The sequence below is a fragment of the Actinomadura spongiicola genome, from assembly GCF_003432485.1.
GTDB lineage: Bacteria > Actinomycetota > Actinomycetes > Streptosporangiales > Streptosporangiaceae > Spirillospora > Spirillospora spongiicola.
Window position 1 is genome coordinate 277,464 of the sequence record NZ_QVNQ01000003.1, and the last position, 26,721, is coordinate 304,184.

24 protein-coding genes are annotated in these 26,721 nt (G+C 72.4%); 7 read left to right on the forward strand and 17 right to left on the reverse strand.

Annotation, left to right across the window (positions count from 1 at the left end):
• Positions 1–16: 16 nt before the first annotated feature.
• Positions 17–2,113 carry a primosomal protein N' gene (locus D0T12_RS10015; RefSeq protein ID WP_117399734.1) on the reverse strand — a complete coding sequence of 699 codons (2,097 nt, stop codon included), beginning with the start codon at positions 2,111–2,113 and terminating at the stop codon, positions 17–19.
• A 262-nt stretch (positions 2,114–2,375) separates the two neighbouring features.
• Here D0T12_RS10015 and D0T12_RS10020 point away from each other — a divergent pair, with 262 nt between their 5' ends.
• The gene (locus tag D0T12_RS10020) at positions 2,376–3,926 is read left to right on the forward strand and encodes an MFS transporter (protein WP_233525949.1); all 1,551 of its coding nucleotides are present in this window, start codon (positions 2,376–2,378) and stop codon (positions 3,924–3,926) included.
• Positions 3,927–4,003: 77 nt separating this feature from the next.
• Here D0T12_RS10020 and metK read toward each other — a convergent pair whose 3' ends face one another.
• From metK to pyrR, 13 genes are all read right to left on the reverse strand, one after another.
• Positions 4,004–5,209, reverse strand: coding sequence for a methionine adenosyltransferase (gene metK, locus D0T12_RS10025; protein ID WP_117399231.1), 1,206 nt, complete (start codon positions 5,207–5,209; stop codon positions 4,004–4,006).
• A gap of 191 nt (positions 5,210–5,400) precedes the next feature.
• Positions 5,401–6,621: a bifunctional phosphopantothenoylcysteine decarboxylase/phosphopantothenate--cysteine ligase CoaBC gene (gene coaBC / locus D0T12_RS10030; protein WP_117399232.1), complete on the reverse strand. Its 1,221-nt coding sequence runs from the start codon at positions 6,619–6,621 to the stop codon at positions 5,401–5,403.
• A gap of 150 nt (positions 6,622–6,771) precedes the next feature.
• Positions 6,772–7,026 (reverse strand): DNA-directed RNA polymerase subunit omega, encoded by a 255-nt coding sequence (gene rpoZ / locus D0T12_RS10035; protein ID WP_030144991.1) that lies wholly within the window; start codon positions 7,024–7,026, stop codon positions 6,772–6,774.
• 26 nt (positions 7,027–7,052) lie between these two features.
• A complete protein-coding gene (gmk, locus tag D0T12_RS10040; protein ID WP_117399233.1) occupies positions 7,053–7,646 on the reverse strand; it encodes a guanylate kinase in 594 nt (197 codons plus the stop codon).
• 158 nt (positions 7,647–7,804) lie between these two features.
• Positions 7,805–8,131, reverse strand: coding sequence for an integration host factor, actinobacterial type (gene mihF / locus D0T12_RS10045; protein ID WP_026405770.1), 327 nt, complete (start codon positions 8,129–8,131; stop codon positions 7,805–7,807).
• Positions 8,132–8,860: 729 nt separating this feature from the next.
• Positions 8,861–9,547 (reverse strand): orotidine-5'-phosphate decarboxylase, encoded by a 687-nt coding sequence (gene pyrF / locus D0T12_RS10050; RefSeq protein WP_117399234.1) that lies wholly within the window; start codon positions 9,545–9,547, stop codon positions 8,861–8,863.
• Positions 9,544–10,524, reverse strand: coding sequence for a dihydroorotate dehydrogenase (locus D0T12_RS10055; protein WP_117399235.1), 981 nt, complete (start codon positions 10,522–10,524; stop codon positions 9,544–9,546). The genes pyrF and D0T12_RS10055 overlap by 4 nt, the downstream gene beginning before the upstream one ends.
• Positions 10,521–11,408 carry an iron-sulfur cluster-binding protein gene (locus tag D0T12_RS10060; protein WP_117399236.1) on the reverse strand — a complete coding sequence of 296 codons (888 nt, stop codon included), beginning with the start codon at positions 11,406–11,408 and terminating at the stop codon, positions 10,521–10,523. The genes D0T12_RS10055 and D0T12_RS10060 overlap by 4 nt, the downstream gene beginning before the upstream one ends.
• A gap of 40 nt (positions 11,409–11,448) precedes the next feature.
• Positions 11,449–14,787: a carbamoyl-phosphate synthase large subunit gene (gene carB, locus D0T12_RS10065; protein ID WP_117399237.1), complete on the reverse strand. Its 3,339-nt coding sequence runs from the start codon at positions 14,785–14,787 to the stop codon at positions 11,449–11,451.
• Positions 14,787–15,905, reverse strand: a complete 1,119-nt coding sequence (gene carA, locus D0T12_RS10070; RefSeq protein WP_117399238.1) for a glutamine-hydrolyzing carbamoyl-phosphate synthase small subunit — start codon at positions 15,903–15,905, stop codon at positions 14,787–14,789. Before carA ends, carB begins: the two co-directional genes overlap by 1 nt.
• Positions 15,902–17,200: a dihydroorotase gene (locus D0T12_RS10075; protein WP_117399239.1), complete on the reverse strand. Its 1,299-nt coding sequence runs from the start codon at positions 17,198–17,200 to the stop codon at positions 15,902–15,904. Before D0T12_RS10075 ends, carA begins: the two co-directional genes overlap by 4 nt.
• Positions 17,197–18,138 (reverse strand): aspartate carbamoyltransferase catalytic subunit, encoded by a 942-nt coding sequence (locus D0T12_RS10080; protein ID WP_117399240.1) that lies wholly within the window; start codon positions 18,136–18,138, stop codon positions 17,197–17,199. Before D0T12_RS10080 ends, D0T12_RS10075 begins: the two co-directional genes overlap by 4 nt.
• The gene (gene pyrR, locus D0T12_RS10085) at positions 18,135–18,695 is read right to left on the reverse strand and encodes a bifunctional pyr operon transcriptional regulator/uracil phosphoribosyltransferase PyrR (protein WP_117399241.1); all 561 of its coding nucleotides are present in this window, start codon (positions 18,693–18,695) and stop codon (positions 18,135–18,137) included. Before pyrR ends, D0T12_RS10080 begins: the two co-directional genes overlap by 4 nt.
• 431 nt (positions 18,696–19,126) lie before the next feature.
• Between pyrR and bldD the strand changes: the two genes are divergently transcribed.
• Complete coding sequence (gene bldD / locus D0T12_RS10090; RefSeq protein ID WP_021597992.1) at positions 19,127–19,621, forward strand: transcriptional regulator BldD; 495 nt, start codon at positions 19,127–19,129, stop codon at positions 19,619–19,621.
• Between the two features lie 780 nt (positions 19,622–20,401).
• Here the strand turns inward: bldD and D0T12_RS10095 are convergent.
• Both D0T12_RS10095 and D0T12_RS10100 read right to left on the reverse strand, forming a co-directional pair.
• Positions 20,402–20,896, reverse strand: a complete 495-nt coding sequence (locus D0T12_RS10095) for an SAV_6107 family HEPN domain-containing protein (protein ID WP_117399242.1) — start codon at positions 20,894–20,896, stop codon at positions 20,402–20,404.
• A gap of 235 nt (positions 20,897–21,131) precedes the next feature.
• Positions 21,132–21,914 (reverse strand): L,D-transpeptidase family protein, encoded by a 783-nt coding sequence (locus D0T12_RS10100; RefSeq protein ID WP_117399243.1) that lies wholly within the window; start codon positions 21,912–21,914, stop codon positions 21,132–21,134.
• Positions 21,915–21,937: 23 nt separating this feature from the next.
• On the opposite strand from D0T12_RS10100, the gene D0T12_RS10105 reads away from it, so the two are divergent.
• From D0T12_RS10105 to D0T12_RS10115, 3 genes are all read left to right on the forward strand, one after another.
• Positions 21,938–22,402, forward strand: a complete 465-nt coding sequence (locus tag D0T12_RS10105; protein WP_117399244.1) for a YbaK/EbsC family protein — start codon at positions 21,938–21,940, stop codon at positions 22,400–22,402.
• A gap of 3 nt (positions 22,403–22,405) precedes the next feature.
• Positions 22,406–22,756 carry an arsenate reductase family protein gene (locus D0T12_RS10110; protein ID WP_117399245.1) on the forward strand — a complete coding sequence of 117 codons (351 nt, stop codon included), beginning with the start codon at positions 22,406–22,408 and terminating at the stop codon, positions 22,754–22,756.
• 67 nt (positions 22,757–22,823) lie between these two features.
• A complete protein-coding gene (locus D0T12_RS10115; RefSeq protein ID WP_117399246.1) occupies positions 22,824–23,426 on the forward strand; it encodes a GNAT family N-acetyltransferase in 603 nt (200 codons plus the stop codon).
• Here D0T12_RS10115 and metF read toward each other — a convergent pair.
• Entirely contained in the window at positions 23,363–24,298 is a 936-nt protein-coding gene (gene metF / locus D0T12_RS10120; protein WP_117399247.1) for a methylenetetrahydrofolate reductase [NAD(P)H], read from the reverse strand. The genes D0T12_RS10115 and metF overlap by 64 nt on opposite strands.
• A 157-nt stretch (positions 24,299–24,455) precedes the next feature.
• On the opposite strand from metF, the gene D0T12_RS10125 reads away from it, so the two are divergent.
• Positions 24,456–25,517 (forward strand): polyprenyl synthetase family protein, encoded by a 1,062-nt coding sequence (locus tag D0T12_RS10125; RefSeq protein ID WP_117399248.1) that lies wholly within the window; start codon positions 24,456–24,458, stop codon positions 25,515–25,517.
• 90 nt (positions 25,518–25,607) lie between these two features.
• Positions 25,608–26,702, forward strand: a complete 1,095-nt coding sequence (locus tag D0T12_RS10130; protein WP_233525950.1) for a serine/threonine-protein kinase — start codon at positions 25,608–25,610, stop codon at positions 26,700–26,702.
• Positions 26,703–26,721: the final 19 nt, after the last annotated feature.

The window sequence follows — 26,721 nt, forward strand, 5'->3', positions numbered from 1 at the left end:
CCGAGAACCCTATTGGTCAGATCAGCTCCAGGGGGTCGATCTGGACCCGTACCGTCTCCGCCGCCTTGCGGGCGCTGCGCACACCCTGCGCCTCCTTCAGCGCACGCGCCAACGCGGGCCCCGCGGCCCGGGGAACACGGATCAGCGCGCGTTCCCTGTCCTGCGCGTCGGCTCCGGGACCGGGCGGCGACGGCACCGGCACAGGCCCGAGCACCTCGGCGCCCTCGGGCAACCGGGCGTCGGCGAGCAGTTCCCGGATCGCGGCGGACGTGCCGGTCAGCGACGCCATCCGCGCGGCGGGCGGGAAGCCCACCTCCCTGCGCTCGGCCAGTTCTCGCTCCGCGTAGGTGACCGGGTCCCACCGGACGAGGGCCTGGACGGCGGGCAGCGTCCCCTCGGCGGCCACCACCACCGGACCCTTCGGCCGGACGAGCGACGCCGCGTTCAACCACCGCCGCAGCGTCTCCTCACCGGCACGCAGGTCCGGCCGTCCGAGCAGCACCCAGCCGTCCAGGAGCAGCGCCGCGCCGTATCCGTCTTCCGCGGGCGGCTCGGCGCCCGGCGTGGCCACCACGAGCGCACGTTCCGGGCCGACCCGTTCGAGGACGGCGTCCCGGCCTGAGGTGCGCACCGGCACGCCCGGGAACGCCCTGCCCAGCTCCTCCGCCGTGCGCTTGGCGCCCACCACCACGGCACGCAGATGGACGAACCCGCATTCGGGGCACTGCCAGTCGCCCGCGATGCGCCCGCACCAGCGGCAGTACGGCGCGGCATGGGACGACGGCAACGACAAGGGACCCTGGCAGGCGCCGCACTGCGCGGGCGTCCGGCACCGGGCGCACGCGATGGTCGGGACGTACCCGCGCCGGGGAACCTGCACCAGGACGGGCCCGTCGTCCAGAGCCTGCCGGGCCACCTCGAAGGCGATGTTCGGCAGGCGGGCGCTCCGGGCCGCGGCGTCGCGGGCGAGCTGCGCGTCCTCCCCCACGTAGCGGACGCGGGGCATCACGGCCCGGACGTGCGCACGGTCGGCGGCGAGCGCGTGCGCCCACCCCGACTCGACGAGCTGGCTGGCGTCGGTGCTCCTGGCGAACCCACCGATGAGCGCACCCGCCCTGACCCGGTGCGCGCGCAGGGCGAGGACGTCGCGGGCGTGCGGGTAGGGGGCGTGCGGTTCGGCGTGGACGTCGTCCCCGTCGTCCCACAGCACGACCAGCCCGAGGTCGGAGACCGGCGCGAACATCGCGGCGCGCGTGCCGACGACCGCCCGCGCCGACCCGCGCAGGACGGCGAGCCACCTCCGGTAGCGTTCCGCGGGCCCCAGCTCCGCCGTCAGGGCGACGTGCACGCCCTCCCCCAGCTCGGCCGTCAGCGCGGCGTCGACCCGCGCCACGTCGCGGCCGTCCGCGACGACCACCAGCGCGCCGCGCCCTGAACCTAGTGTCACGGCGACCGCCCGTGCGATGGCCGCCGTCCACGCGGGGCCGGGCAGCGCCGTCCACACCGCGTGGGGGGCCCGCCCCTCGGCCAGCGCGCTCAGGAACGACGCGCCGGCCGGATAGTGCGCCCACGCGCCCAGGCCGCCCGCGACACCGTCCTCGGCCGGTTCCGCCGCGGTGTCCGGGGCCGGCGCCACCGGTTCCGCCTCCACGCGGGCGTGCCGAGGTGGAACGGCCAGCCGGAGCACGTCCGCGAACGTTCCCGCGTAACGGTCGGCGACCTCCCGGATCAGCGCCACCATCTCGCGGGTGAGGACGGGCTCCGACGACGTCACCCGCTCCAGGAACAGCAGCTTCCCGTCATGGTCGCTCTCGGCGACCCGCTCCAGGACGAAACCGTCGACGAGCTGACCGGCGAACCGCACCCTCACCCGGCACCCCGGCACCACCTCGTCGGACATCTGCGCGGGCACGAGATAGTCGAACGGGCGATCCAGATGCGGCAGGGACACGTCCACCGCGATCCGCGCGACGGGCAGCTCCTCGGCCGGACGGCGAACCCCCTTCTTCCCGCCCTTGCCCGCCTTGCCCGCCTTGTCGGACGTCTTCGGGGACGTTCGCGGCAGGTCGTCCAGTCCCGGGATCTGGTCCGTTCCCGCGCCGTCCTTCGTCACGCTCACCGTCCTACCAGATCAACCCGACAACCCATGGCGCACGCTAGGGTTGAACTGATCAAACGGGGCGCGCTGCCGTTGGCTCATTACCCGATACCCCCCGCCGTGCCCTCTCCGTCCGACGAGCCCATGCAGGCGGATGACCACAGCGCATACTCCAGAGCGGGCGGACGCCCAAGCCCTGCGTGGGCAGCCGTCACGCCGTTCCCCCGGCCCCTCCCCCGCCACGTGGAGGAAGTGGGCCAACCCGCGCCATCCCGTGGTGGCCGCCACGGTCACCGCGGCAGTCCTGCACCTGGTGTGGGCGCTGTACCTGGCGACCGAGGGAGGCGACCTCGCCGCCCAGGCCGCGTGGACCGACTTCGTCTGGAAGCACCCGGACGCGGCCTACAGCTTCGCCTGGTACGGCGGGATGCATCCCGCCTCGTACAGCGTGATGTCGCCGCATCTGATGGCGTTGTTCGGGATACGCACCGTCGCGGTGGTGTCCGGCACGCTCTCCGCCGGCCTCACCGCGTACCTGCTGAGACGCTTCAGGGCGCCGGTCACGCTGCCCGCGTCCCTGTGGGCCGCGTTCGCGCTGTCGTGCAACTCCGCGTCCGGACGGGTCACGTTCGGCCTCGGCCTCACCTTCGCGCTCATGGCGGTGATCGCCGCTTTCACGTCGCGCGGCACCCCGGCGCTGCGCGCCGCCGGGATGGTCGGCCTCGGGCTGCTGTCCACGCTCGCCAGCCCGGTCGCGGGCCTGTTCCTCATGGTGCTGGCCGCCGCGCTGTTCCTCACCGGGCGGCGCCGCGCCGGGATCTGCATCGCCGTGGGCCCGCCCATCGTCGTCGGGACGACGAGCCTGCTGTTCCCGTTCAGCGGCGTCCAGCCGATCTCCCTCACCGCCATCGTGCTGCCCGCCGTGGCCGCCGTCATCGCGATCCTGACGTGCGCGCCGCGCGGCTGGACGCTCGTCCGGGTCGGCGCGGGCGTCTACCTGCTCGGAATCATGCTGACCTGGCTGATCCCGTCACCGGTCGGCAGCAACGTCGAACGCCTCTCGCTGCTGTTCGGCGGCATGTTCCTGCTGTCGGCGGTGGCACGCGCGCACGGCCGGATCCGCATCGCCGTGCTGTCGCTGGCGTTCATCGTCACCGCGTCCTGGCAGGTCGTGAAGCCCGTCGGAGACCTGATCCACACCGAACCCGCGGCGACCGCCGCCGCGCACGCCAGCGGCCTCGTCGCCGAACTGAAGTCCGTCGGCGCGGACGACGCCCGCATCGAGGTCGTCCCGCTGCGGTCCCACTGGGAGTCGTCCGGGCTGAGCCGCCACTTCGTCCTCGCCCGGGGCTGGAACCGCCAGGTCGACGCGGAACGCCACGAACTGTTCTACGAGGAGGGCGCGCTGACCGCCGCGTCCTACCGCGACTGGCTGTACAAGTGGTCGGTGCAGTACGTCGTCCTGCCCGAACAGGAGAGGGACTGGTCGGCCCGGGACGAGGCCGCCATCGTCAAAGGCGGCCAGCCGTACCTGACGGAGATCTGGAGCGACCGGCACTGGCGTCTGTTCCGCGTGCTCCGCTCGACGCCGCTGGTCGACCGTCCGGCGTCCGTCCACGAACTCAACGCCGGTCGGCTGGTCGTCGACATGCCGTCCCGGGGGTCGGTGCTGGTCCGGGTCTCCTGGTCCCCGTGGCTCCGGGTGACGGGCGGGGAGGCGTGCCTGGCCCGCGAGGGCGACTTCGTCCGGTTGCACGCCGACAGGCCCGCCCGCTACACCATCGCGGCCCGGTACGGCTTCAAACGCGGCAACCACTGCCGATCCTGACCGGGCCCCAGCGACCCCACCAACGCGAAGGGCCCTCGGAACGCGCGTTCCCAGGGCCCTCGGTCGTTCCGGCGTCGTTACAGACCCGCGGCGGAGGCGAGGTCCTTCGCGCGGTCGGTCGACTCCCAGGAGAAGTCGGGCTCCTCGCGGCCGAAGTGACCGTAGGCCGCGGTCCGCTGGTAGATCGGGCGGAGCAGGTCCAGGTCACGGACGATCGCGGCCGGGCGCAGGTCGAAGACCTCCCCGATCGCCTTCTCGATCTTCTCGTGGGCGACCTTCTCGGTGCCGAACGTCTCCACGAACACGCCGACCGGGTGGGCCTTGCCGATCGCGTAGGCGACCTGGACCTCGGCGCGGTCGGCGAGCTGCGCGGCGACGATGTTCTTGGCGACCCAGCGCATCGCGTACGCGGCGGAGCGGTCCACCTTGGACGGGTCCTTGCCGGAGAACGCGCCGCCGCCGTGCCGGGCCATCCCACCGTAGGTGTCCACGATGATCTTGCGGCCGGTGAGCCCCGCGTCACCCATCGGACCGCCGATCTCGAAGCGCCCGGTGGGGTTGACCAGCAGCCGGTAGCCGTCGGTGTCGAGGTCGAACTGCGCGAGCACCGGGTCGACGACGTGTTCCTTCACGTCCGGCGTCAGCAGCTCCTTCAGGTCGATGTCGGGGGCGTGCTGGCTGGACACCACGACGGTGTCGAGGCGGACGCCGCGGTCGCCGTCGTACTCGATGGTGACCTGGGTCTTGCCGTCGGGACGCAGGTAGGGCACGTCGCCGTTCTTGCGGACGGCCGACAGCCGCTGGGCGAGCCGGTGCGCCAGCGTGATCGGCAGCGGCATCAGCTCGGGGGTCTCGTTGGTGGCGTAGCCGAACATCAGGCCCTGGTCGCCGGCGCCCTGCCGGTCCAGGTCGTCGCCCAGCCGGTCGCGGTCCTCGTCCTCGCGGACCTCGTAGGCGTCGTTGACGCCCTGCGCGATGTCGGGCGACTGCGCGCCGATGGACACCGACACGCCGCAGGAGTGGCCGTCGAAGCCCTTCTTGGACGAGTCGTAGCCGATCTCCAGGATCTTCTCCCGGATCACGCCGGGGATGTCCACATAGGTCTCGGTGGTGACCTCACCGGCCACATGCACCTGACCGGTCGTGATCATCGTCTCGACGGCGACCCGCGAACCGGGGTCGTCCTTGAGCATCGAGTCGAGGATCGCGTCGCTGATCTGGTCGGCGATCTTGTCCGGGTGTCCTTCGGTGACCGACTCGGAAGTGAACAGACGGCGTGACACGTACGGGCACTCCTTGCAGCGGCTGCTGACTGATGTCGCAGGACGGATGAGTCTTCGAGTTCGAGCGGGGCGCGTTCCCCCCGCAGAGTTTCCCCACGGACGCTCGAGGCTTCCCCCACGAACGCTTGACCCGAAGTCTAGCCCGATCACCGCCGGGGACCGGTATGACCGGCACCACGGGCACCGGCTCGTCACCCGGCCGGGCGGCGGTCGAGCCGCGCGGCCACCAGATCCCAGACGGACTCGGCGAGCGCCTCCTTCGCGCCGCGCGGCACGTCGGTCCGCGAACCGTCCGCGCCGAGGATGATCGCCGCGTTGTCGGGCCGCCCGAAGGCGAGGTCCTCGCCGACCTGGTTGACGACGAGCAGGTCGCTGCGTTTGCGGGCGAGCTTGGCGCGGCCGTTGGCCAGGACGTCGTCGGTCTCGGCGGCGAATCCGACGATCACCTGGTCGGGGCGGCGGATGTCGCCGAGCTCGGCGAGGATGTCGGGGTTCTTGACGAGCCGGATCGGGTCCGGCTCCGCCCCGTCCGCCTTCTTGATCTTCGATTCGCGGTAGTCGACGGGCCGGAAGTCGGCGACGGCGGCGGCCATGACGACCGCGTCGGCGCCGGCGGCGGCCGACAGGACGGCCTCGCGCATCTCGACGGCGGATCCGACGCGGACGACCTCGACGCCCGCCGGGTCGGGCAGCGCGACGTTCGCGGAGACGAGCGTGACCCGCGCGCCACGGGCCACGGCGGTCCGGGCGAGCGCGTAGCCCTGGAGTCCGGACGAGCGGTTGCCGATGAAACGGACGGGGTCGAGGGGCTCCCGGGTGCCGCCCGCGGAGACGACGACGTGCCGTCCGGCGAGGTCGCGGCCGTCGGCGCCGCGGGCCAGGACGTGCCGGGCGACCTCGAACAGTTCGGCCGGGTCGGGCAGCCGCCCGGGGCCGGTGTCCCTGCCGGTGAGCCGCCCGGACGCCGGTTCGATCACGACGGCGCCGCGGGCCCGGAGCGTCGCGACGTTCTCGCGGGTCGCCAGGTGCTGCCACATCTCGGTGTGCATCGCGGGCGCGAACACGACCGGGCACCGCGCGGTGAGCAGGGTGTTGGTGAGCAGGTCGTCGGCTAGGCCGTGCGCGGCCCTGGCGAGCAGGTCGGCGGTGGCGGGCGCGACGAACACCAGGTCGGCCTCCTGCCCGAGCCGGACGTGCGGGACGTCGGCGACGCCGTCCCAGACCTGCGCGGAGACCGGGTTGCCGGACAGCGCGGCCCAGGTCGGTTCGCCCACGAAGCGGAGCGCGTCCGGTGTCGGGACGACGGTGACGTCATGGCCGGACTCGGTCAGGGACCGGAGCAGCTCGCAGACCTTGTACGCGGCGATGCCCGCGCTCACACCGAGGACGACGCGCGGCTTTGGGGAGGTCATGCGATCACTGTCGCATCAGGCGCCGGGCGCCTGCGCGCCGGGGTCGCCCCCACGGGCGGGCACGACGGCGGGTCAGGGCAGGCGGTGTTTCCGGGCGGTCTGGGCGGGCGGGCACGGCAAGCGGCCGAGACGAGCCGAGGCCCGGCGGGCTCAGCCCTCGATGGGCTCGGCGTTCAGGAGGCCCTCGCGCGTCTCGCGCAGGGCGATCGACAGCGGCTTCTCCTGGACCTGGGTCTCGACGAGGGGGCCGACGTACTCCAGCAGGCCCTCGCCCAGCTGGGCGTAGTAGGCGTTGATCTGCCTCGCGCGCTTGGCCGCGATGCTCACGAGGCCGTACTTGGTGTCGACGACCTCCAGGAGCTCGTCGATCGACGGGTTGGTGATGCCCTCACTGCTGGTTGCCACTCGGTGGCCTTCCCCTAGGACTCTGGCTATTGAACAGCCATCAAGGCTAGCAGCTCGTCGCACACGTCCCGTACGGACGTGTTGACGAGCGTGAGGTCGAACTCCTTCTCGGCGGCCAGCTCGACGCGGGCGGCGTCGAGGCGGCGTTCGATGACCTCGGGGGGCTCGGTGCCGCGCCCGGTGAGCCGCCGGACGAGCTCGTCCCAGCTCGGGGGCGCGAGGAACACCAGCCGCGCGTCCGGCATGGACCGGCGGACCTGGCGGGCGCCCTGCAGGTCGATCTCCAGGAGCACCGGCTCGCCACGGGCGAGCCGCTCCTCGACGGGCCGACGCGGGGTCCCGTAGCGGTTGCCCGCGAACTCGGCCCATTCGAGGAGCCGCCCTTCGTCGACGAGCCGGTCGAAACCGGCGTCGTCGACGAAGAAGTACTGCACACCGTGGGTCTCACCCGGCCGGGGGGGCCGGGTGGTCACCGAGACCGACAGCCACACCTGCGGGTGTGATCGCCGGATCTCGGCGACGACCGTGCTCTTGCCGACGCCCGACGGTCCGGACAGGACCGTCAGCCGCCGCGCGAGCGGGTCATGCGATTCGGAGCCTTCCAACGCGGAGGAACCCATCTCACCCGGCCTGTCCGTGGACGCGCGGCCTGTACGGGCCGGCCGGGGACGAGACGTGCACACCCTGTGCGCCGGAGCCGGACGGGATGGTGCCGGGCCCGGGTCGCCCCGAGCCGGCCGCGACGGTCACGCCGTCGCGCCCGCCCGTGAGTCGTACGTCAGCGGTTCGCACTTCCGCCGAACTCACGCTCCAGGGACGCGCGCTGGTTGGCGCCGAGGCCCCGCACACGGCGGGACTCGGCGATGCCCAGGCGCTCCATGATCTGCTTCGCACGAACCTTGCCCACACCGGGCAGTGATTCAAGGAGAGCCGACACCTTCATCTTTCCGATGACGTCGTCGGACTGACCCTCTTTGAGAACCTCGGCGAGCGAGGTTCCCCCGTGCTTGAGCCGATTCTTAACCTCGGCCCGCTCCTTGCGAGCCTTGGCAGCCTTCTCCAAGGCTGCGGCGCGCTGTTCGGGGGTTAGGGGCGGAAGAGCCACGCCGGGTCACCTCAGGTTTCCACTCGACGGAGTCGGACGGGTTGGGAAACTAGCGAGTTCACCGCCCATTAGGCAACGTGAAGTGCCGTTTAGCCCGCCACAAATTCATGAAAATCACTCCTCGGAGTGTCCTGAATACACAGTGTACACAACTCGGACCCTCCGACGCCCCATCCCCTTGCCTTGCTGGGACTTTCGCATGATCGTGAAAATCCCCCCGTTCTGACCCCATATGCGGCATTAGATCCCGCGTTTCGGTCCCGTCCGAGGCGCCGTCGAGACCGTGCCGCCATCATCCCGCCGGCCGCCCGCATGTCTCGAACCACGGCCGCCGCGGGTCTCTGTGAGGTCCCCCACAAACGATCCCGACCGAGTGACGCTCGTCACGCCGCGCCGTTCCGCACGTCGCGGGGGCACCGCAACTGCCATCCTCGACAACAGGTCACCCCGCCCCGATCGCTCTCTTCCGCACCGGAGGCACCACCACCGCACCCGCTCCCCGCCCACCGCCAGAGCTCCCAGATGAACACGGAAACATCGGCCATCCCGCCGGAGCCGGCTGCGGTGTGAATCGTCGTGCGCGTGAACGAGTTGATCGATCGATGCGTATCGCAATGCGGAAGACTCCGCCCTCACATTCGCGTGCGACTAAACCCACAAAGTGCGAGAGGCGTCTATTGCAATGCCGTGTTGATGACCGCGCGGGACGGCCGGTCGTTACACGGTCGGTTACACGCGTCTTAGCGCGGCGGCCATGGCCGCGGCCGCGGCGCCCGGGTCGGGCGCCCCGGTGATCGGACGGCCGATGACCAGGAGGTCGGCACCGGCGGACAGCGCCTCCTCGGGGGTGGCCACGCGGGCCTGGTCCTGGGTGTCGGCGCCCGCCGGGCGGACGCCGGGGGTGATGAGGGTGACGTCCGGGCCCACCTCGGCGCGGACGGCCGCGACCTCCCGCGGCGAGCACACCAGCGCCTGGGCGCCCGCGTCGACGGCCAGGGCGGCCAGCCGCCGGACGGCGTCGGGGGCCGGCCCTTCGATGCCGAGAGCGGCGAGATCGGCCTCGCCGAGGGACGTCAGGACCGTCACGGCGGCGATCCTGGCGGCGGGCACGGCCTCGACGGCGGCGCGGATCATGGCGGGGCCGCCCGCGGCGTGCACGGTGAGGTAGGTCGGCTTGAGGCGGGCGACGGCGCGGGCGGCGCCCCGGACGGTCGCGGGGATGTCGTGCAGCTTGAGGTCCAGGAAGACCTGGACGCCGCTGGCGCCGCGGACGCTGGCGACCACGTCCGGCCCGTACCGCAGGTAGAGCTCCAGGCCGACCTTGACGGTCGACACGTGCGGCGTGACGAGGGTGGCCCAGCGCGCGGCCGTCTCCAGGTCGGGCGCGTCCAGCGCGACGGCGATGGGGGCGGTCACAGTCTCTCCTCCGCTGGTTCTTCGGCGCGCACCTGCGGCGGGACGTACCCGGCGGGCTTGTGCGCGAGGCCCACGGCGTCGGCGAGGCGGCCGATGCGGCGGGCCGCGAGGGCCTCGTCCAGTTCCCGCAGGACGCGGGGGCCGGCGGTGGGGTCGTGGAAGACGGCGGTGCCGACCGCGACGGCGGAGGCCCCGGCGAGGATGAACTCCAGCGCGTCCAGGCCGGTGGCGACGCCGCCGACGCCGATGATCGGTGTGCTCGGCAGCGCGGCGTGCACCTGGTAGACGCAGCGGACCGCGACGGGCCGCACGGCGGGCCCGGACAGGCCGCCCGACACGCCGCTCAGCGCGGGCCGGAGCGTCTTCGGGTCGATCGCCATGCCCTCCATCGTGTTGATCAGGGTGAGGCCGTCGGCGCCCGCGTCGACGCAGGCCAGAGCGATGGTGACGATGTCGGTCACATCGGGTGCGAGCTTGGCGAAGATGGGTGTGCCGGGCCGCGCGTGGTCGCGGACGGCGCGCACGACGGACGCGGCGGCGGTCGGATGCCAGGCGAACACCCGGCCGCGGTCCTCGACGTTCGGGCAGGCGATGTTGACCTCGATCGCGGCGACCCCGGGGACGTGCCGGAGGCGGCGCGCCAGCTCGCCGTACTCCTCGACGCTGTTGCCCGCCACGGACACGATCGTGCGGACGTCGTGCTCGCTGAGCCACGGCAGATCGTTTTCGAGGAACGTCTCGATCCCGGGGCCCGGTAGGCCCATTGCGGTCAGCAAACCGCTGGGGGTTTCGGTCACGCGTGGAGTGGGGCGTCCGGCCCTCGGCCGGGCCATCACGGACGTGGTGACGAACGCGCCGAGACGGGTGAGGTCGAAGAACTGGGCGAGCTCGCGGCCCGTCCCGCCGCACCCGGACGCCGTCATGACGGGATTGGGCAGCTCCAGGGGCCCGAGGACGGTGCCGAGCCGGTCGCTCACAGGGAGCCCCCCTCGGAGACGCTCAGGACGCGCGGCGCGCCCAGCGCGTCGAACGGGATGGTGCCGAGATCGCCCCAGCGGACGAGGTCGCCGCGCAGGACGGGCCCGTCCGCGCACGCCCGGACCATCCGGGTCACACCGTCCTCGCCGTGCACGGGCAGCATGCAGGTCATGCACACGCCGATCCCGCACGCGCCCGTCCGCTGGAGGAACTCCTCGACCGACACCTGGGACGGCAACCCGAAGTCGGTGGCGATCTGGGTGACCGAGCGCAGCAGGGTCGTGGGGCCGCAGCCGTAGACGACGTCCGCGCCGGTCTCCTCGATGACGCGGGGCAGGACGTCCCGGACGGTGCCCTTCTCGCCCATGGACCCGTCGTCGGTGGCGACGGTGGAGCTGTCGCCGATGCGGTGCGCCATCCGGGACCCGAACACCTGCTTGGCGGACGGCCCCGCGAGCACGAAGTGCACCTGGCAGCCGCGCCGCAGCAGCGTGTCGGCGAGCGCGAACACGGCCGCGCCGCCGGGGCCGCCGCCGACGAGGAGACAGGTGACCGGATCGCGGGGCAGGCGGAACGGGCGTCCGAGCGGCCCGACGAGGTCGATCTGGTCGCGGGCACGGCGTCCCGCGAGCCAGGCGGTGCCCGGTTCGGTGTCGGCGAACACCAGTTCGACGGTGCCGCCGTAGTCGGACTTGACCTCGTACACCCCGAAGCAGCGGCGGACCAGCCGGGACGTGTGCTCGCCGCCCACGGCGAGCGCCACGAACTGGCCCGGCCTGAACCGTTCGGCGATGGCCGGGGCCACCAGCGTCACCGCGTGGTAGTCCTGCACCTGGCGGACCGTCAGTACCGTCGCCGACGTCTGCACCGGTGTGTCGGACACCCGTCTCCCTCTCGTCGTCGCGTGCGCCGTCCCGGCCCGGCTACCGTCCGCCCGCGCGACCGTGCGCGCCGCTGAGCCGCTCGGCGTGCTCCTGGAGGGAGCGGACGCCGACCTGGCCCCCGGCGACCGCCTCGATGCCCTGGACGGCCGCCGCGAGGCCCTGCACGGTCGTCACGCACGGCACGCCCCGCAGCACGGCCGCGGTACGGATCTCGTACCCGTCCAGCCGCGGCCCCGACTGGCCGGGGCTGCCGAAGGGGGTGTTGACGATGAGATCGACCTCGCCGTCGAGGACGCGCCGCACGATCGTGGGCTCGCCGGACGGGCCCGGACCTTCGCTGTGCTTGCGCACGATCTTGGCACGCACGCCGTTGCGGCGCAGGACCTCGGCGGTCCCTTCCGTGGCAAGAATCTCAAAGCCCAGGTCAGCGAGGCGCTTCACGGGGAACACCATGTGCCGTTTGTCGCGGTTGGCGACGGAGACGAACACGCGTCCCTTCGTCGGCAGCGACCCGCCGTAGGCGGCCTGCTGCGACTTGGCGAACGCGGTCCCGAACACCTCGTCGATGCCCATGACCTCGCCGGTGGAGCGCATCTCGGGGCCGAGGACGATGTCGACGCCCTGGCCGCGCTCGTTGCGGAACCGGTCGAACGGCAGGACGGCCTCCTTCACCGCGATCGGCGCGTCCAGCGGCAGGGTCCCGCCGTCGCCCGCCGCCGGGAGCATCCCCTCGGCGCGCAGTTCCGCGATCGTGGCGCCCATCATGACGCGGGCGGCGGCCTTGGCGAGCGGCACGGCCGTCGCCTTCGACACGAACGGGACGGTGCGGGACGCCCGCGGGTTGGCCTCCAGGACGTACAGGACGCCCGCGGAGAGCGCGTACTGGACGTTCATCAGGCCCCGGACGCCGACGCCGCGCGCCAGGGCCTCCGTCGACTCCCGGATGCGGCGGACGTCGTCGTGCCCGAGGGTGATGGGCGGCAGGGCGCACGCCGAGTCGCCGGAGTGGATGCCGGCCTCCTCGATGTGCTCCATGACGCCGCCCAGGTACAGCTCCTCACCGTCGAACAGGGCGTCCACGTCGATCTCGATCGCCTCGTCCAGGAACCGGTCGACGAGGACCGGATGCTCCGGGCTGGCCTCGGTGGCCCGGGTCATGTACGCGTCCAGCGTGGCGTCGTCGTAGACGATCTCCATGCCGCGCCCGCCGAGCACGTAGGACGGGCGCACCAGCACCGGGTAGCCGATCTCGGCGGCGATCTCCCGGGCCTCCTCGTAGGACGTCGCGGTGCCGTGCTTGGGCGCGAGCAGCCCCGCCCGGTGCAGGACGCGTCCGAACGCGCCGCGCTCCTCGGCGAGGTGGATGCTCTCCGGCGACGTGCCCACGATCGGGACGCCGGCGTCCTTGAGCTTCTGCGCGAGCCCGAGCGGCGTCTGCCCGCCGAGCTGGACGATGACGCCCGCGACCTCGCCGGTCTGCTGCTCCGCGTGGACGACCTCCAGGACGTCCTCCAGCGTGAGGGGCTCGAAGTAGAGCCGGTCGGAGGTGTCGTAGTCCGTGGAGACCGTCTCGGGGTTGCAGTTGAGCATCACGGTCTCGTAGCCCGCCTCGGCCAGCGTGAACGAGGCGTGGACGCACGAGTAGTCGAACTCGACGCCCTGACCGATGCGGTTGGGTCCGCTGCCGAGGATCAGGACCTTCGGCTTGGCGCCCGGCGGTACCTCGGTCTCCTCGTCGTACGCGGAGTACAGGTACGGCGTCTGCGCGGCGAACTCGGCGGCGCAGGTGTCGACCGTCAGGTAGACGGGCCGGACGCCGAGCGCGTGCCGCACCTCCCTGACGACCTCCTCCGAGAGTCCGCGCAGCTCGCCGATCTGCGCGTCGGAGAACCCGTGCCGCTTGGCGCGAAGAAGCTTCTCCTTGGTGAGCGCGTCGTCGGAGGTGCGGATCTCTTCGGCGACCTCGTTGATGGCGGCGATCTGGTCCAGGAACCAGGGGTCGATGCCGGTGGCCTCGTACAGCTCCTGGATGCTCGCCCCCGCCCAGAGCGCGCGCTGGACGTCCTTGAGCCGTCCGTCGTGCGGGCGCCTGGCCGCCTCGACCAGCTCGGCGGCGTCGGGCTGACCCGTCCAGCTGAACGACGAGCCCTTCTGTTCGAGCGAGCGCAGCGCCTTCTGGAGGGCCTCGGTGAAGCAGCGTCCGATGGCCATGGCCTCGCCCACGGACTTCATGTGCGTGGTGAGCGTGCCGTCGGCGCCGGGGAACTTCTCGAACGCGAACCGCGGCACCTTCACCACCACGTAGTCGAGCGTGGGCTCGAACGACGCGGGCGTCTCGCGGGTGATGTCGTTCGGGATCTCGTCGAGGGTGTACCCGATCGCCAGCCGCGCCGCGATCTTGGCGATGGGGAAGCCGGTGGCCTTGGACGCCAGCGCCGACGACCGCGACACCCGCGGGTTCATCTCGATGACGATCATCCGGCCGGTGCCGGGGTGCACGGCGAACTGGATGTTGCAGCCGCCGGTGTCGACGCCGACCTCGCGGATCACGGCGATCGCGACGTCCCGCATGTTCTGGTACTCGCGGTCGGTCAGCGTCAGCGCGGGCGCGACCGTGATCGAGTCGCCGGTGTGCACGCCCATCGGGTCGAGGTTCTCGATCGAGCACACGATCACCACGTTGTCGTGGCGGTCGCGCATGACCTCCAGCTCGTACTCCTTCCAGCCGAGGATCGACTCCTCCAGGAGCACCTCGGTGGTCGGGGACGCGTCGAGCCCGGCCCCGGCGATGCGGCGCAGGTCGTCCTCGTCGTGCGCGAACCCGGACCCGGCGCCGCCCATCGTGAACGACGGCCGCACCACGACCGGGTAGCCGAGGCTGCCGGCGGCGGCGAGGCACTCGTCCATCGAGTGGCAGATCACCGACCGCGCGGACTCGGCGTTCAGGCCACGCTCCCGCGCGACCTTGGCGACGACCTCCTTGAACTTCTCCCGGTTCTCCCCGGACTGGATCGCGTCCACGTCGGCGCCGATCAGCTCGACGCCGTACCTCTCCAGGACGCCGCTCTCGTAGAGCGCGATGGCGGTGTTGAGGGCCGTCTGGCCGCCGAGCGTGGGCAGCAGCGCGTCCGGCCGCTCCTTCGCGATGATCTTCTCGACGACCTCGGGCGTGATCGGCTCGACATAGGTGGCGTCGGCGAACTCCGGATCGGTCATGATCGTGGCCGGGTTGCTGTTGACCAGCGTCACCCGCAGCCCCTCGGCCTTGAGGACCCGGCACGCCTGCGTGCCGGAGTAGTCGAACTCGCACGCCTGGCCGATGACGATCGGTCCCGAACCGATGACCAGGACGGATTTCAGGTCTGCACGGCGCGGCATTACCTCCGGCCCTCCATCAGCTCGCAGAAGCGGTCGAAGAGCCCGGAAGCGTCATGCGGGCCCGCCGCGGCCTCCGGGTGGTACTGGACGCTGAACGCCGGCCGCTCCAGCAGCCTCAGCCCCTCCACGCACCCGTCGTTCAGGTTGACGTGGCTGACCTCGGCCGGACCGTAGGGGGTGTCGAACGGGCCGTCGGTGGGGGCGTCCACGGCGAAGCCGTGGTTGTGGGCCGACACGTCGACCTTGCCGGTCGTCCGGTCCTGGACGGGCTGGTTGATGCCCCGGTGACCGAACCTCAGCTTGTACGTCCCGAGCCCGAGCGCGCGGCCGAAGATCTGGTTGCCGAAGCAGATCCCGAAGAACGGGGTGCCGGTGTCGAGGACGCCTCTCAGCGCGTCCACGGCGTAGTCGGCCGCGGCGGGGTCGCCGGGGCCGTTGGAGAAGAACACGCCGTCCGGGTTCAGGGCGAGGATGTCCTCGGTGGTGCTGGTCGCCGGGAGGACGTGCACCTCGCATCCCCGCTCGGACATCCGGTAGGGCGTCATCGCCTTGATGCCCAGGTCCACGGCGGCGACGGTGTGACGCTTGGGGCCCTTCGCCTGGACGACGTACGGCTCCGTGGTGGAGACGTCCCGTGCCAGGTCGGCGCCCTCCATCGACGGGCTGCGCCGCACGCGCTCCAGCAGGGCGTCCTCGCCGGGGGCGACGGCCGCGGTCCCGCTGAAGATGGCCGCGCGCATCGCGCCCCGGTCGCGCAGGTGCCGCGTCAGTGCGCGCGTACCGGGAATGGCGATGCCCACCACGCCCTGGTCGCGCAGCGCCGAACCCAGCGAGCCGGTGGCCCGCCAGTTGGACGCCACCCGGGCGGGCTCGCGCACCACGTAACCGGCCACCTGGATGCGGCCGGACTCCGGGTCCTCGTCGTTCACCCCGGTGTTGCCGATGTGGGGGGACGTCATCGCCACGATCTGGCGGGCGTAGGAGGGGTCGGTGAGGGTCTCCTGGTAACCGGTCATCCCGGTGTTGAAGACCATCTCGCCGAAGGTCTCCCCTTCGGCGCCGTACGCGACTCCGTGGAAGACCCTGCCGTCTTCCAGGACGAGCAGTGCAGGGTTCACTGGAGCTTCCCTTCGAGGACGGTCGGCTTGCCGCGCAGGAACGTCGCGACGACGCGTCCGGGCAGCTCCAGCCCCGCGAACGGGGTGTTGCGGCTCTTGGACGTCATCGCGGACGGGTCCACGGCGCGGCGCGGCGACGGGTCGTACAGCGTGATGTTGGCGGGCGACCCGGCCTCCAGCGGAAGGCCCTGCCCGGCGGGCCCGTGCCCGGACAGGCGGCCGATGCGCGCGGGCCGCACCGACATGCGGTCGGCGACCCCCGCCCAGTCGAGCAGGCCCGTCTCGACCATGGCCTCCTGCACGACCGGCAGCGCCGTCTCCAGGCCGATCATGCCCATCGCGGCGACGGCCCACTCGGTCTCCTTCGCCTCCACCGGATGGGGGGCGTGGTCGGTGGCGACGCAGTCGATCGTGCCGTCCGCGAGGGCGTGCCGCAGGGCGGTGACGTCGTCGGCGGTGCGCAGCGGCGGGTTCACCTTGAAGATCGGGTCGTAGGTCCCGGCCCGGCCGTCGTCCAGCAGCAGGTGATGCGGGGTGACCTCGGCGGTCACCGGGCAGCCCTTGCTCTTCGCCCAGCGGATGATCTCCACGGACCCGGCCGTGGACACATGGCACACGTGCAGCCGCGATCCGACGTGCTGGGCGAGCAGCACGTCCCGGGCGATGATCGCCTCCTCGGCGACGGCGGGCCAGCCGCGCAGGCCGAGCGCCGCCGACATCTCGCCCTCGTTCACCTGCGCGCCCTCGGTGAGCCGCGGCTCCTGCGCGTGCTGGGCGACGACGCCGTCGAACGCCTTCACGTACTCCAGCGCCCGGCGCATGATGACCGCGTCCGACACGCAGTGCCCGTCGTCGGAGAAGACCCGGACCCGCGCGGCGGAGTCGGCCATCGCGCCCAGTTCGGCGAGTTGCTCCCCGGCGATGCCGCGCGTGACCGCCCCGACGGGCTGGACGTCGCAGTAGCCGGCCTCGCGTCCGAGCCGCCACACCTGCTCGACCACGCCCGCGGTGTCGGCGACCGGGTCGGTGTTGGCCATCGCGTGAACGGCGGTGTACCCGCCCATCGCCGCGGCCTTCGTCCCGGACTCGACGGTCTCGGCGTCCTCGCGTCCCGGCTCCCGCAGATGGGTGTGCAGGTCGACGAGCCCCGGCAGGGCGATGAGCCCGTCGGCGTCGACGGTCTGCGCGCCGGCCGCGTCCAGGCCCGACCCCACCTCGACGATGGAACCGTCCCGGACCAGGATGTCGGCGGCCCGTCCACCGAGCAGCCTTGCGCCCTTGATGAGCAGGGTCACTGGGAGACCTCCTTGCCGATGGCGGGCTCGGAACCCCCGAGCAGCAGGTACAGGACGGCCATGCGCGCGCTGACGCCGTTGGCGACCTGCTCGACGATCGTGGAACGGACGGAGTCGGCCACCTCGGCGGCGATCTCGACGCCACGGTTCATCGGGCCGGGATGCATGACGATGGCGTGCTCGGGCAGCTCCGCCATGCGTTCGGCGTCCAGCCCGTACCGGCGGCTGTACTCGCGGACGGTCGGGAAGTACGCGGCGTTCATCCGCTCCTGCTGGACGCGCAGCATCATGATGACGTCGCTCTTCGGCAGCACCGCGTCCAGGTCGTACGACACCGAGCACGGCCAGGTGTCGATCGCGACGGGCAGCAGCGTCGGCGGCGCGACCACCGTGACGTCGGCGCCGAGCGTGTCGAGCAGCAGGACGTTGGATCGTGCCACGCGACTGTGCAGGACGTCGCCGACGATGGTGACCTTCCTGCCTTCCAGGTCGCCGAGCCGCTTGCGCATGGTGAACGCGTCCAGGAGCGCCTGCGTCGGGTGCTCGTGGGTGCCGTCGCCGGCGTTGACGACGCTGCCCCGCACCCACCCGGCGAGGCGGTGCGGCGCCCCGGACGCGCCGTGCCGGATGACGACGCCGTCCGCGCCCATGGCCTCCAGGGTGAGCGCGGTGTCCTTCAGGCTCTCGCCCTTGGACACGCTCGACCCCTTGGCGGAGAAGTTGATGACGTCGGCGGACAGCCGCTTGGCCGCGGCCTCGAACGAGATGCGGGTACGAGTGGAGTCCTCGAAGAACAGGTTGACGACCGTGCGTCCGCGCAGCGTCGGCAGTTTCTTCACGGCCCGGCCCGCGATCTGCGCGAGCTCCTCGGCCGTGTCGAGGACGAGCAGCGCGTCGTCCCGGCTCAGGTCGGCGGCGGAGATCAGATGGCGGTTCATTCGGCGCCCCCCGTCGGGCCGAGCAGCACGGCGTCGCGCCCGTCGTTCTCTTCCAGCAGGACCTTCACGGTCTCCCGCATCGAGGTCGGCAGGTTCTTGCCCACGTAGTCGGGCCGGATCGGCAGCTGCCGGTGCCCGCGGTCGACGAGCACGGCGAGCTGCACGGCGCGGGGCCGGCCGAGGTCGTTCAGCGCGTCCAGCGCGGCGCGGACCGTCCGCCCGGAGAACAGCACGTCGTCGACGAGGACGACGACCCGGTCGTCGACGCCCGCCGGGGGCAGTTCGGTGCGGCCGAGGGCGCGGGCGGGCCGCAGCCGCAGATCGTCCCGGTACATGGTCACGTCGAGCGAGCCCCAGGGCACCGGGCGGCCCTCGACCTCGCGCAGCGCCTCCGCCAGCCGCTCGGCCAGCGTCACGCCGCGGGTCTGGATGCCGAGCAGCAGGACGTCGTGACCGCCCTTGGTCCGCTCGAGGATCTCGTGTGCGATTCGGGTCAACGCGCGCCTGATATCGGGACCCTCCAGAACGGCCTTCGACCGGGGGTCACCGTCCGCCACGCGCGCTCCCGCGGGCCTTTCCGGCCCGGAGGCAGCATGCACCGCCCAACCTCCTTTCCCGCCTCACGGGACGGGTCTTAAAGGACGTCTCGTCTTCCTCACCGTAGCAGCACGACCACACCGCGCCGACCCCCACCAGGCACATCTACGCAGGTGAGAGCCGTCACAGCGGCCATGACCTGGGAACCGCCCGCGAACACGCCGCACCACCCCCGCACGGGTTCCGGACGATCCGAACCGCCCACATCGAGTCCTGCGGATTCGACCGCTTTTTTCCAATCAGCTTGACCTAGGGCCGTCCCCGTTTTACCGTCACTGTCCGTAACCATCCCTGGGGGCGGACTCCCGAGGCCGGACGGCCTCCCGAATCAGTCCCCCTCCGGCGACCGCCGGAGTCCGACGACGATGAAAGCGAGCCTGGGGGGCCAAGAATGCCGTCTGAATACGCAAAGGCTCTCGGTGCGCGCCTGCGCGCCATCCGCACCCAGCAGGGCCTCTCCCTGCACGGCGTGGAAGAGAAGTCCCGTGGCCGCTGGAAGGCCGTCGTCGTGGGTTCGTACGAGCGGGGCGACCGCGCCGTCACCGTTCAGAAGCTGGCCGAGCTCGCCGATTTCTATGGCGTGCCGGTTTCCGAGTTGCTGCCCGGCGGAGCCGCGCCGAGCCCGCTCGGGCCTACACCCAAGCTCGTGATCGATCTAGAGCGGTTGCAGCAGCTTCCGAAAGACAAGGCCGGTCCTCTCGCCCGCTACGCCGCGACGATTCAAAGCCAGCGGGGCGACTACAACGGAAAGGTCCTGTCCATCCGTCAGGAAGACCTGCGTTCACTCGCGGTCATCTATGACAAGTCCCCGACCGAGCTCACCGAGGAGCTCATCGGCTGGGGCGTCCTGGACCCGGAGGCGCGCCGCGCCGTCGAGTCCTTCTAACCCGCACCACAACGAAACGGAGCCCGGCCCCAAACCGGGCTCCGTTCCACGTTCAAGCCCCAAGCCACTCCCCACCCCGCCACGCAAGACGCCCCTAACACCACACAAACGCGCCCACACCCCTCTCTCCAACACAGCGCCCCGTCCCCCCGCGCTCCCTCCCCGCCCGCCGTCTGCCTGTAGGTCAGCCGTCGGTGCGTCGTCCCTCCGCAGGCAGGTTCTTCGTACGTCAGCCCTCCGTAGGGCCTCCCGCTGAACTCGCGGGCCACGCGGCTGTTCACGCCGATCCACCGTGGCCCGGCCCCTTGTGTGCCGTGTGTGCCATCAGCGCCGGCCAGCGGACGTCGACCACATCAGGCGCCCCGCCCCGAGCCGGTCCGGCCAGGACAAGCCCATGCGGCGGCCCTCACCGACGCCGGGTCGGCGCGCTCGGACATCGCCTACACAACGCGCACGCCATTCGACGCCGCCAGTGGCGGCGCGGGCTCGCATCGGGCTCCCCGGGCCGAGGGGGTTCGGTCGGGGTGAGGCAGCGTGGCGGGGCCTCGCCCGTGGTGGGTCGGTGGGCTCGGAGATTGTCCGTCTCGGCGCGCGTGTCGCCTCGGTGTCGGCTGGAGGGGGGTGGGGTGGGGGATCGCGCCGGTGGGCCGGGCCGGGGGGTCGGTGGGCGCCGCCGGCGCGATCGTTCGGGCGCCGGAGGCCGGGCGAGCGCCGTGTGGCGGCTCGCGCCCGGCCTCCGGCGGGGCCGGCCCGGGGAGGAGGGGACGGCCTCGGGAGTGGTCAGCTGGCCTCGGGGACGGGGAGGGTGGGCTGGCTGGTGATGCCCAGGGTGTCCTCGACGAGGGTGACGAAGACGTCGGCGTCGTGCAGGAGCTCCTCGGCCTCGCGCGGGGTGACGGCGCGTGGGAGGCCGGCCTCGGCGGCGGCGCGTTTGTCGGCGCCGGCGGCGAAGAAGGCGGCCCATTCGCGCAGTGCGGGCTCGGCCTCGGGGAGCAGGACCCAGACGCTGCGGGGACGGCCGCGGCGGTGGGTCTCCAGGGGTTCCTTGGACGCCAGCACGGCGGCCGCGGCGCGCAGCGCGGCCAGATGGGCGCAGACGTAGCGGACCGCTGGCGAGGTCGCCTCGGCGGCCTCGGCGAGACCCATGCGGGCCGCGTGGAGCTGGCCCTCGGCGGTGTGCGCCGGACGGGGTGCGGGCATCGGACGGCGGCGTGGGCTCGGTGATGCGGACTGGGTGGCGGAGTGGATTCCCCGCGCGGTCCTCGTGGCGGACATGGCTGCCTCCTTCCGGGCTCGGGCCGGCCGGGCGGAGAGCTTCCCCTCACTCCGCCCGGCCGTCCGTCCCGCCGAAACACCGCGACCGGCGGGGACGTCGCCCTGGCGCGAGCCGCGAGTCTCGCGCCACCTCGAACATAAGTTCGACGCATGACCCAGTAAACCGCCCTGTCGGCGATTCGTCAACGTGTTCGAAGGTGTGTCGCTTCTCGCAGGTCAGAGGGGGTGTCCGCGGTCAGCGCGGCCGTCTGACGTGCACGGGGACGTTCGTCCCGAGGAGGTCGGGAAAGTACTCGGCGATGTGCATCGGCATCCGGACGCAGCCGTGCGAGGCGGGGTATCTGGGCACGTCCAGGGCGCCGTGGAAGGCGATGCCGCCGTTGAAGTAGACGGGGTTGTAGAGGCGGCCCAGGGGCGAGGTCTCCCAGCCGGAGAAGCGGCGTCCGGTGCGGAAGTCGCCCGTCCCGGTGACGGCGTAGCGGCAGCGGGGGACCTTCGCGCCGCGGTCCTTGGCGCAGTAGTACTCGCCGGAGCCTGACGAGACGTGCGTGATGAGGCGCGGTCGCCCGTCCTCGTAGAGGACGAGGTACTGGCGCTTCAGGTCGACGTCCACACGGTTCTTCTCGCGCTTCTTGGCCATCGGGCGGGGCCGCCGGGGGTTGTCGAGGGCCTTCCAGAACGGCGTGTCGAGCGTGCTCTTCTGCTTCATGCGGTGGACGGCCTGGAACGCCCACACGGCCATCTGGGTGGAAGGCCCGTACTTCCCGTCCACCTTGCCCGGGTCGTAGCGCAGGGCCTTGAGGCGGCGCTGGAGTGCCTCGACGTCGGCGCCCTTCGCGCCCGGCTTCAGCTTGCGTCGCGTGGGCGTGGGCGTGGGGGTCGGCGTGGGCGTCGTCGGTTTCGCGGACGGCGCCGGCGGTGGAGCCACCGCCTGGTCCGTCCCGTCGCAGGCCGTCAGGAGGACGGCGGCGGTCAGCGCGAGCGTGCCGGTGCGCACGTCGATCGGTGTCCCTCGCATGAGGTGACCTTAAAGTGCTACCCATGCATCCGAATACCGAAATCGTCGCGAAGGCCCTGTTGGAACGCGGCGCGACCGGGTCCGTCGTGGAGTTGCCCGACTCCGCGCGGACGGCGCAGGCCGCCGCCGACCAACTGGGCTGCGAGGTGGGCGCGATCGCCAACAGCCTGGTGTTCGACGCCGACGGGGCGCCGCTGCTGGTCCTGACGAGCGGCGCGCACCGGGTCGACACGACGAAGGTCGCGGCGCTGGTGGGGGCGGCGAAGGTGCGGCGGGCGTCGCCGGAGTTCGTCCGGGACGCGACCGGGCAGCCGATCGGGGGTGTGGCGCCGCTGGGCCATCCGGCGCCGGTCCGTACGCTCGTCGACGTCTGGCTGGACAAGTACGACGAGGTCTGGGCCGCCGCCGGGCATCCGCACACGGTCTTCCCGACGTCGTACGAGGAACTGCTCAGGATCACCGGGGGCACCCCGGCGGAGGTGGAGTGACACATGGAGATCTGGCACAACCCGCGGTGTTCCAAGAGCCGCGCGGCGAAGGCCGCGCTGGACGAGGCGGGCGTGGAGTACACCGAGCGCCGCTACCTGGACGACCCGCCCACGGCGGAGGAGCTGGACGCGGTGCTCACGCGGATCGGCGCGGAGCCGTGGGACGTGGCGCGCCTGAACGAGCCGGTCGCGAAGGAGCTCGGGCTGCGGGAGCTGGCGCACGACCGGGCCCGGTGGATCGAGATCATGGCCGCGAACCCGGTGCTGATCCAGCGGCCGATCGTCCTGACCGGTGAGACCGCCGTGGTGGCGCGGGACGACGCCACGGTGCGCAGGGTCGTCGACGTCCGGTGACGCGGCGGGCGCCGAAAGGTAAACGATCTCCCGCGGCGGACGGTCGCCCGGGTCTACCCTCTGTCAGGTGAGGGACCCGAAGCTGCGGGAGATCGACGAGCGTGCGTTCCAGCGCAGGATCGGTCCCATGCTGGACGTCTACGCCGCCGCGATGGAGCCGCCGTACGAGCAGCTTCCCGGACGGCACGCCATCATGGAACGGCACGCCTCGTATCCGGGCTTCCGGGCGCTCGTGGCGGAGCGGCGCGGGGCGCTGCCCGTCCGCGCGGGTCCCGTCCAGGGGTTCGCCTACGGGTTCCACGGGGCGCGCGGCCAGTGGTGGCACGACGTCGTGTTCCAGGCGCTCAGCGCCGTGGGGGACGTCGACCACGCGGAGGCGTGGCTGGCGGACGCGTTCGAGGTCGCCGAGCTCCACGTCCACCCGGAGTCGCAGGGCAGGGGCCTCGGCCGGGCCCTGCTGAACGCGCTGTGCGAGGGCAGGCCGGAGCGGACCGTCGTGCTGTCGACGCTGGACAGGCACCCGGAGACGCCCGCCCGCACCCTGTACCGCTCGGTCGGGATGGTGGACCTGCTGACGGACTTCGAGTTCCCCGGCGGCGGGCCCCGCTACGCGGTCATGGGCGGGACGCTGCCGCTGGCGCCGTACCCGGCGCCGTCCAGCAGCCCGTAGACCTCGCGGGTGGCCGTGGACTTGTTGAACGTGATGAAGTGGATGCCGGGCGCGTCCTGTTCGAGCAGTTCCCGGCACAGTTCGGCGGCGTGCTCGATGCCGAGGCGGCGGACGGCGTCCGGGTCGTCCGCGACGGCGTCGAAACGGGCCTTGACCTCGGGCGGGAACGGGGCGCCCGACAGTTGCTCGGACCGTTCGATCGTGCTGAGCTGGGTGACCGGCATGATGCCGGGCAGGATCGGCACGTCGCATCCGGCGGCGGCGACGCGGTCGCGGAGCCGGAAGTAGTCCTCGGCGCGGAAGAACATCTGCGTGATCGCGTAGTCGGCGCCCGCGCGGCACTTCTCGATGAAGAAGCGGGTGTCGCTCTCGACGTCGGGCGAGCGCGGATGCTTGTAGGGGAACGCGGCGACGCCGACGCAGAAGTCGCCGTAGGAGCGGATCATCCGGACGAGGTCGGAGGCGTACTCGACGCCGTCGGGGTGCTTGACCCACTCCCCCATCGGGTCGCCGGGCGGGTCGCCGCGCAGCGCGAGGACGTTGCGGACCCCGACGGCGGCGAATCTGCCGACGAGGTTGCGCAACTCCGCCTGGGAGTGGTCGACGGCGGTGAAGTGGGCGACGGGGGTGAGCGTGGTGTCGGTGGCGATCCGTTCGACGATGTCGACGGTCTTGTCGCGGGTGCCGCCGCCCGCGCCGTAGGTCACGGACACGAACGTCGGGTGCAGGGACTCCAGCTCACGGATCGCGCGCCACAGGTTCCGCGCGCCCTTGTCGGTCTTGGGCGGGAAGAACTCGAACGAGAAGGAGGGGGCTCCGGAGGCCAGCAGCTCTCGGACGGCCGGCGGACGGGCGGGGCGCAGGCGTGGCATCCCCTAAGAGTACAGAAGCGGCCGGGGTCGCCCCGGGCCGCCGATACGAGTGACCCTCCGCACACCATACGGCGTTATGTCCATATTTCTGAAGTTCTAGTGACTTCTCACTTTTCCGGGGGACGGTTACATCTGCCCAGGTGGATACGATCGCGACATGTCGACCAGCCGCATCCGCAAGGAGGTCGACGAGGCGCTTCTGGCCTTCGTCGACCGGCAGCGCCCTGCCCTGCTGGCCATCAGCGACGACCTCGCGCCGCTGTTGTCGGCCCTGGACGCGCTGCTGACGGGCGGCAAGCGGCTCCGTCCCGCGTTCTGCTACTGGGGGTGGCGGGCCGCCGGCGGCGAGGACGGCGCCGACGGCGCGGATCTCGTCCAGGCCGCCGCGTCCCTGGAACTGCTCCAGGCGAGCGCGCTGATCCACGACGACGTGATGGACTCCAGCGACACCCGCCGCGGGCAGCCGTCCGTCCACCGCAGGTTCGAGGCGCTGCACGGCGCGCAGTCCTGGCCGGGCGACGCGGAGGCGTTCGGCGCCGGTGCCGCGATCCTGCTCGGCGACCTGTGCCTGTCCTGGTCGAGCGAGATGTTCGAGACGTGCGGGCTGGGCGGCGACCGCAGGCGCCGCGCCCGCGCCGTGTACGACCTGATGCGCACCGAGGTCATGTGCGGCCAGTACCTCGACATGCTGGAGGGCACGCGCGGCGAGGCGACCGCCGCGACGGCGCTGCGCGTCGTGGAGTTCAAGAGCGCCAAGTACACGATCGAACGGCCGCTGCACATGGGCGCGGCGCTCGCCGGGGCCCGACCGGACGTCACCGCCGCCCTGACCGGCTACGGCCTGCCGCTCGGCATCGCCTTCCAGCTCCGCGACGACGTCCTCGGCGTGTTCGGCGATCCCGCCGAGACCGGCAAGCCCGCGGGCGACGACCTGCGCGAGGGCAAGCGGACCGTGCTGATCGCCCTCACCCTGGAGCGCGCCTCCGCGGCGCAGTCCACGGCGCTGCGCAGGCGCCTCGGCGACCCGGCCCTGGACCGTCCCGGCGTGGACGAGCTGCGCTCGATCATCGAGGACACCGGCGGCCTCGCCGCGTGCGAGACGATGATCGAACGCTATCTCGGCGAGGCGGAGCGGGCCCTGCGCACCGCCCCGATCACCGAGGAGGCGCGCCGGGCGCTCGCCGAGCTCGCGGTGGCCGCCACCGCCCGGAGCACCTGAGCGAAGATCGTGGTTCCACTGCCGGGCGTCCCGGTCACGCGGTACAAATAAGGAAATCCTTCGTCCATCCCGCCCAGCCGGAGTCCCCCAGTGCCGCACGACACCTCCTGCGGGAGGACGAGTCCCCGTCCCGCGCGAACCGCGACCGCCCGTCCCGGGCACCCCGGCCAGATCCCCGCCGCGAGCCCCGGTCGCGCGGCCCGGCGGATCCCGGACGGCCACCCGGCGCGCGGACACGGCGCGCGGCCCGCCGTCCCGCCGGGCGCCCGCGCCCCGCTCGCCCCGGACGACCCGCGCGGCCTCGGCTCCTACACGCTGCTCGGACGGCTCGGCGAGGGAGGCCAGGGCGTCGTCTACCTGGGCCGCGACGCCGACGGCGAGCTCGTCACCGTCAAACTGCTGCGCGGCGGCGACTCGGCCGGGGAACGGGCGCACCGCCGGTTCGTCAAGGAGGCGGACGCGGCGCGGCGGGTGTCGGGACGGCACACCGCCCGCGTCCTGGACGCCGACATGACCGGCGACCGCCCGTACATCGTCTCCGAGTTCGTCGAGGGCCCGCCGCTCCAGCGCGTCGTCGAGGACCGCGGCCCGCTGCCGGCGCCGAAACTTCGCAAGCTCGCGCTGCGGACGGCGGCGGCGCTCGCCGCGATCCACCGCGCGGGCATCGTGCACCGCGACTTCAAGCCCGGCAACGTGCTGCTCGGCCCGGACGGCGCCAAGGTCATCGACTTCGGCATCGCGCGCCTCGACCAGGAGGGCGCCGACGCCACCCCCGTGACGACCGGCCCGGTCGGGACCCCCGCCTACATGGCGCCCGAGCAGATCGAGGACGAGCCGGTCGGCCCGCCCGCCGACGTGTTCGCGTGGGGCGCCACCCTGGTGTTCGCCGCGACCGGACGCCCGCCGTTCGGCACCGGGCCGAGCGCGGCCGTCATACGGCGCGTCACGTCCCGCAGCCCCGACCTCGGTGACCTGCAGGGGCCGCTGCGTGACCTCGCGGCCCGCTGTCTGGACAAGAATCCCGCCGCCCGGCCCACGGCCCCGCAGATCGTCCGGGCGCTTCGCGAAGGGCAGGGTCCGATGCCGAAGCCGCGACCTACCCGCATCCCGCGCTACCGGTGGCGGATGATGGTCGCGCTCGCGGTCGTCGTCACCGGCGGCTTCGTGCTCGGCCTGCTGTTCTGACAAGGCCCTGCCGGTCCGA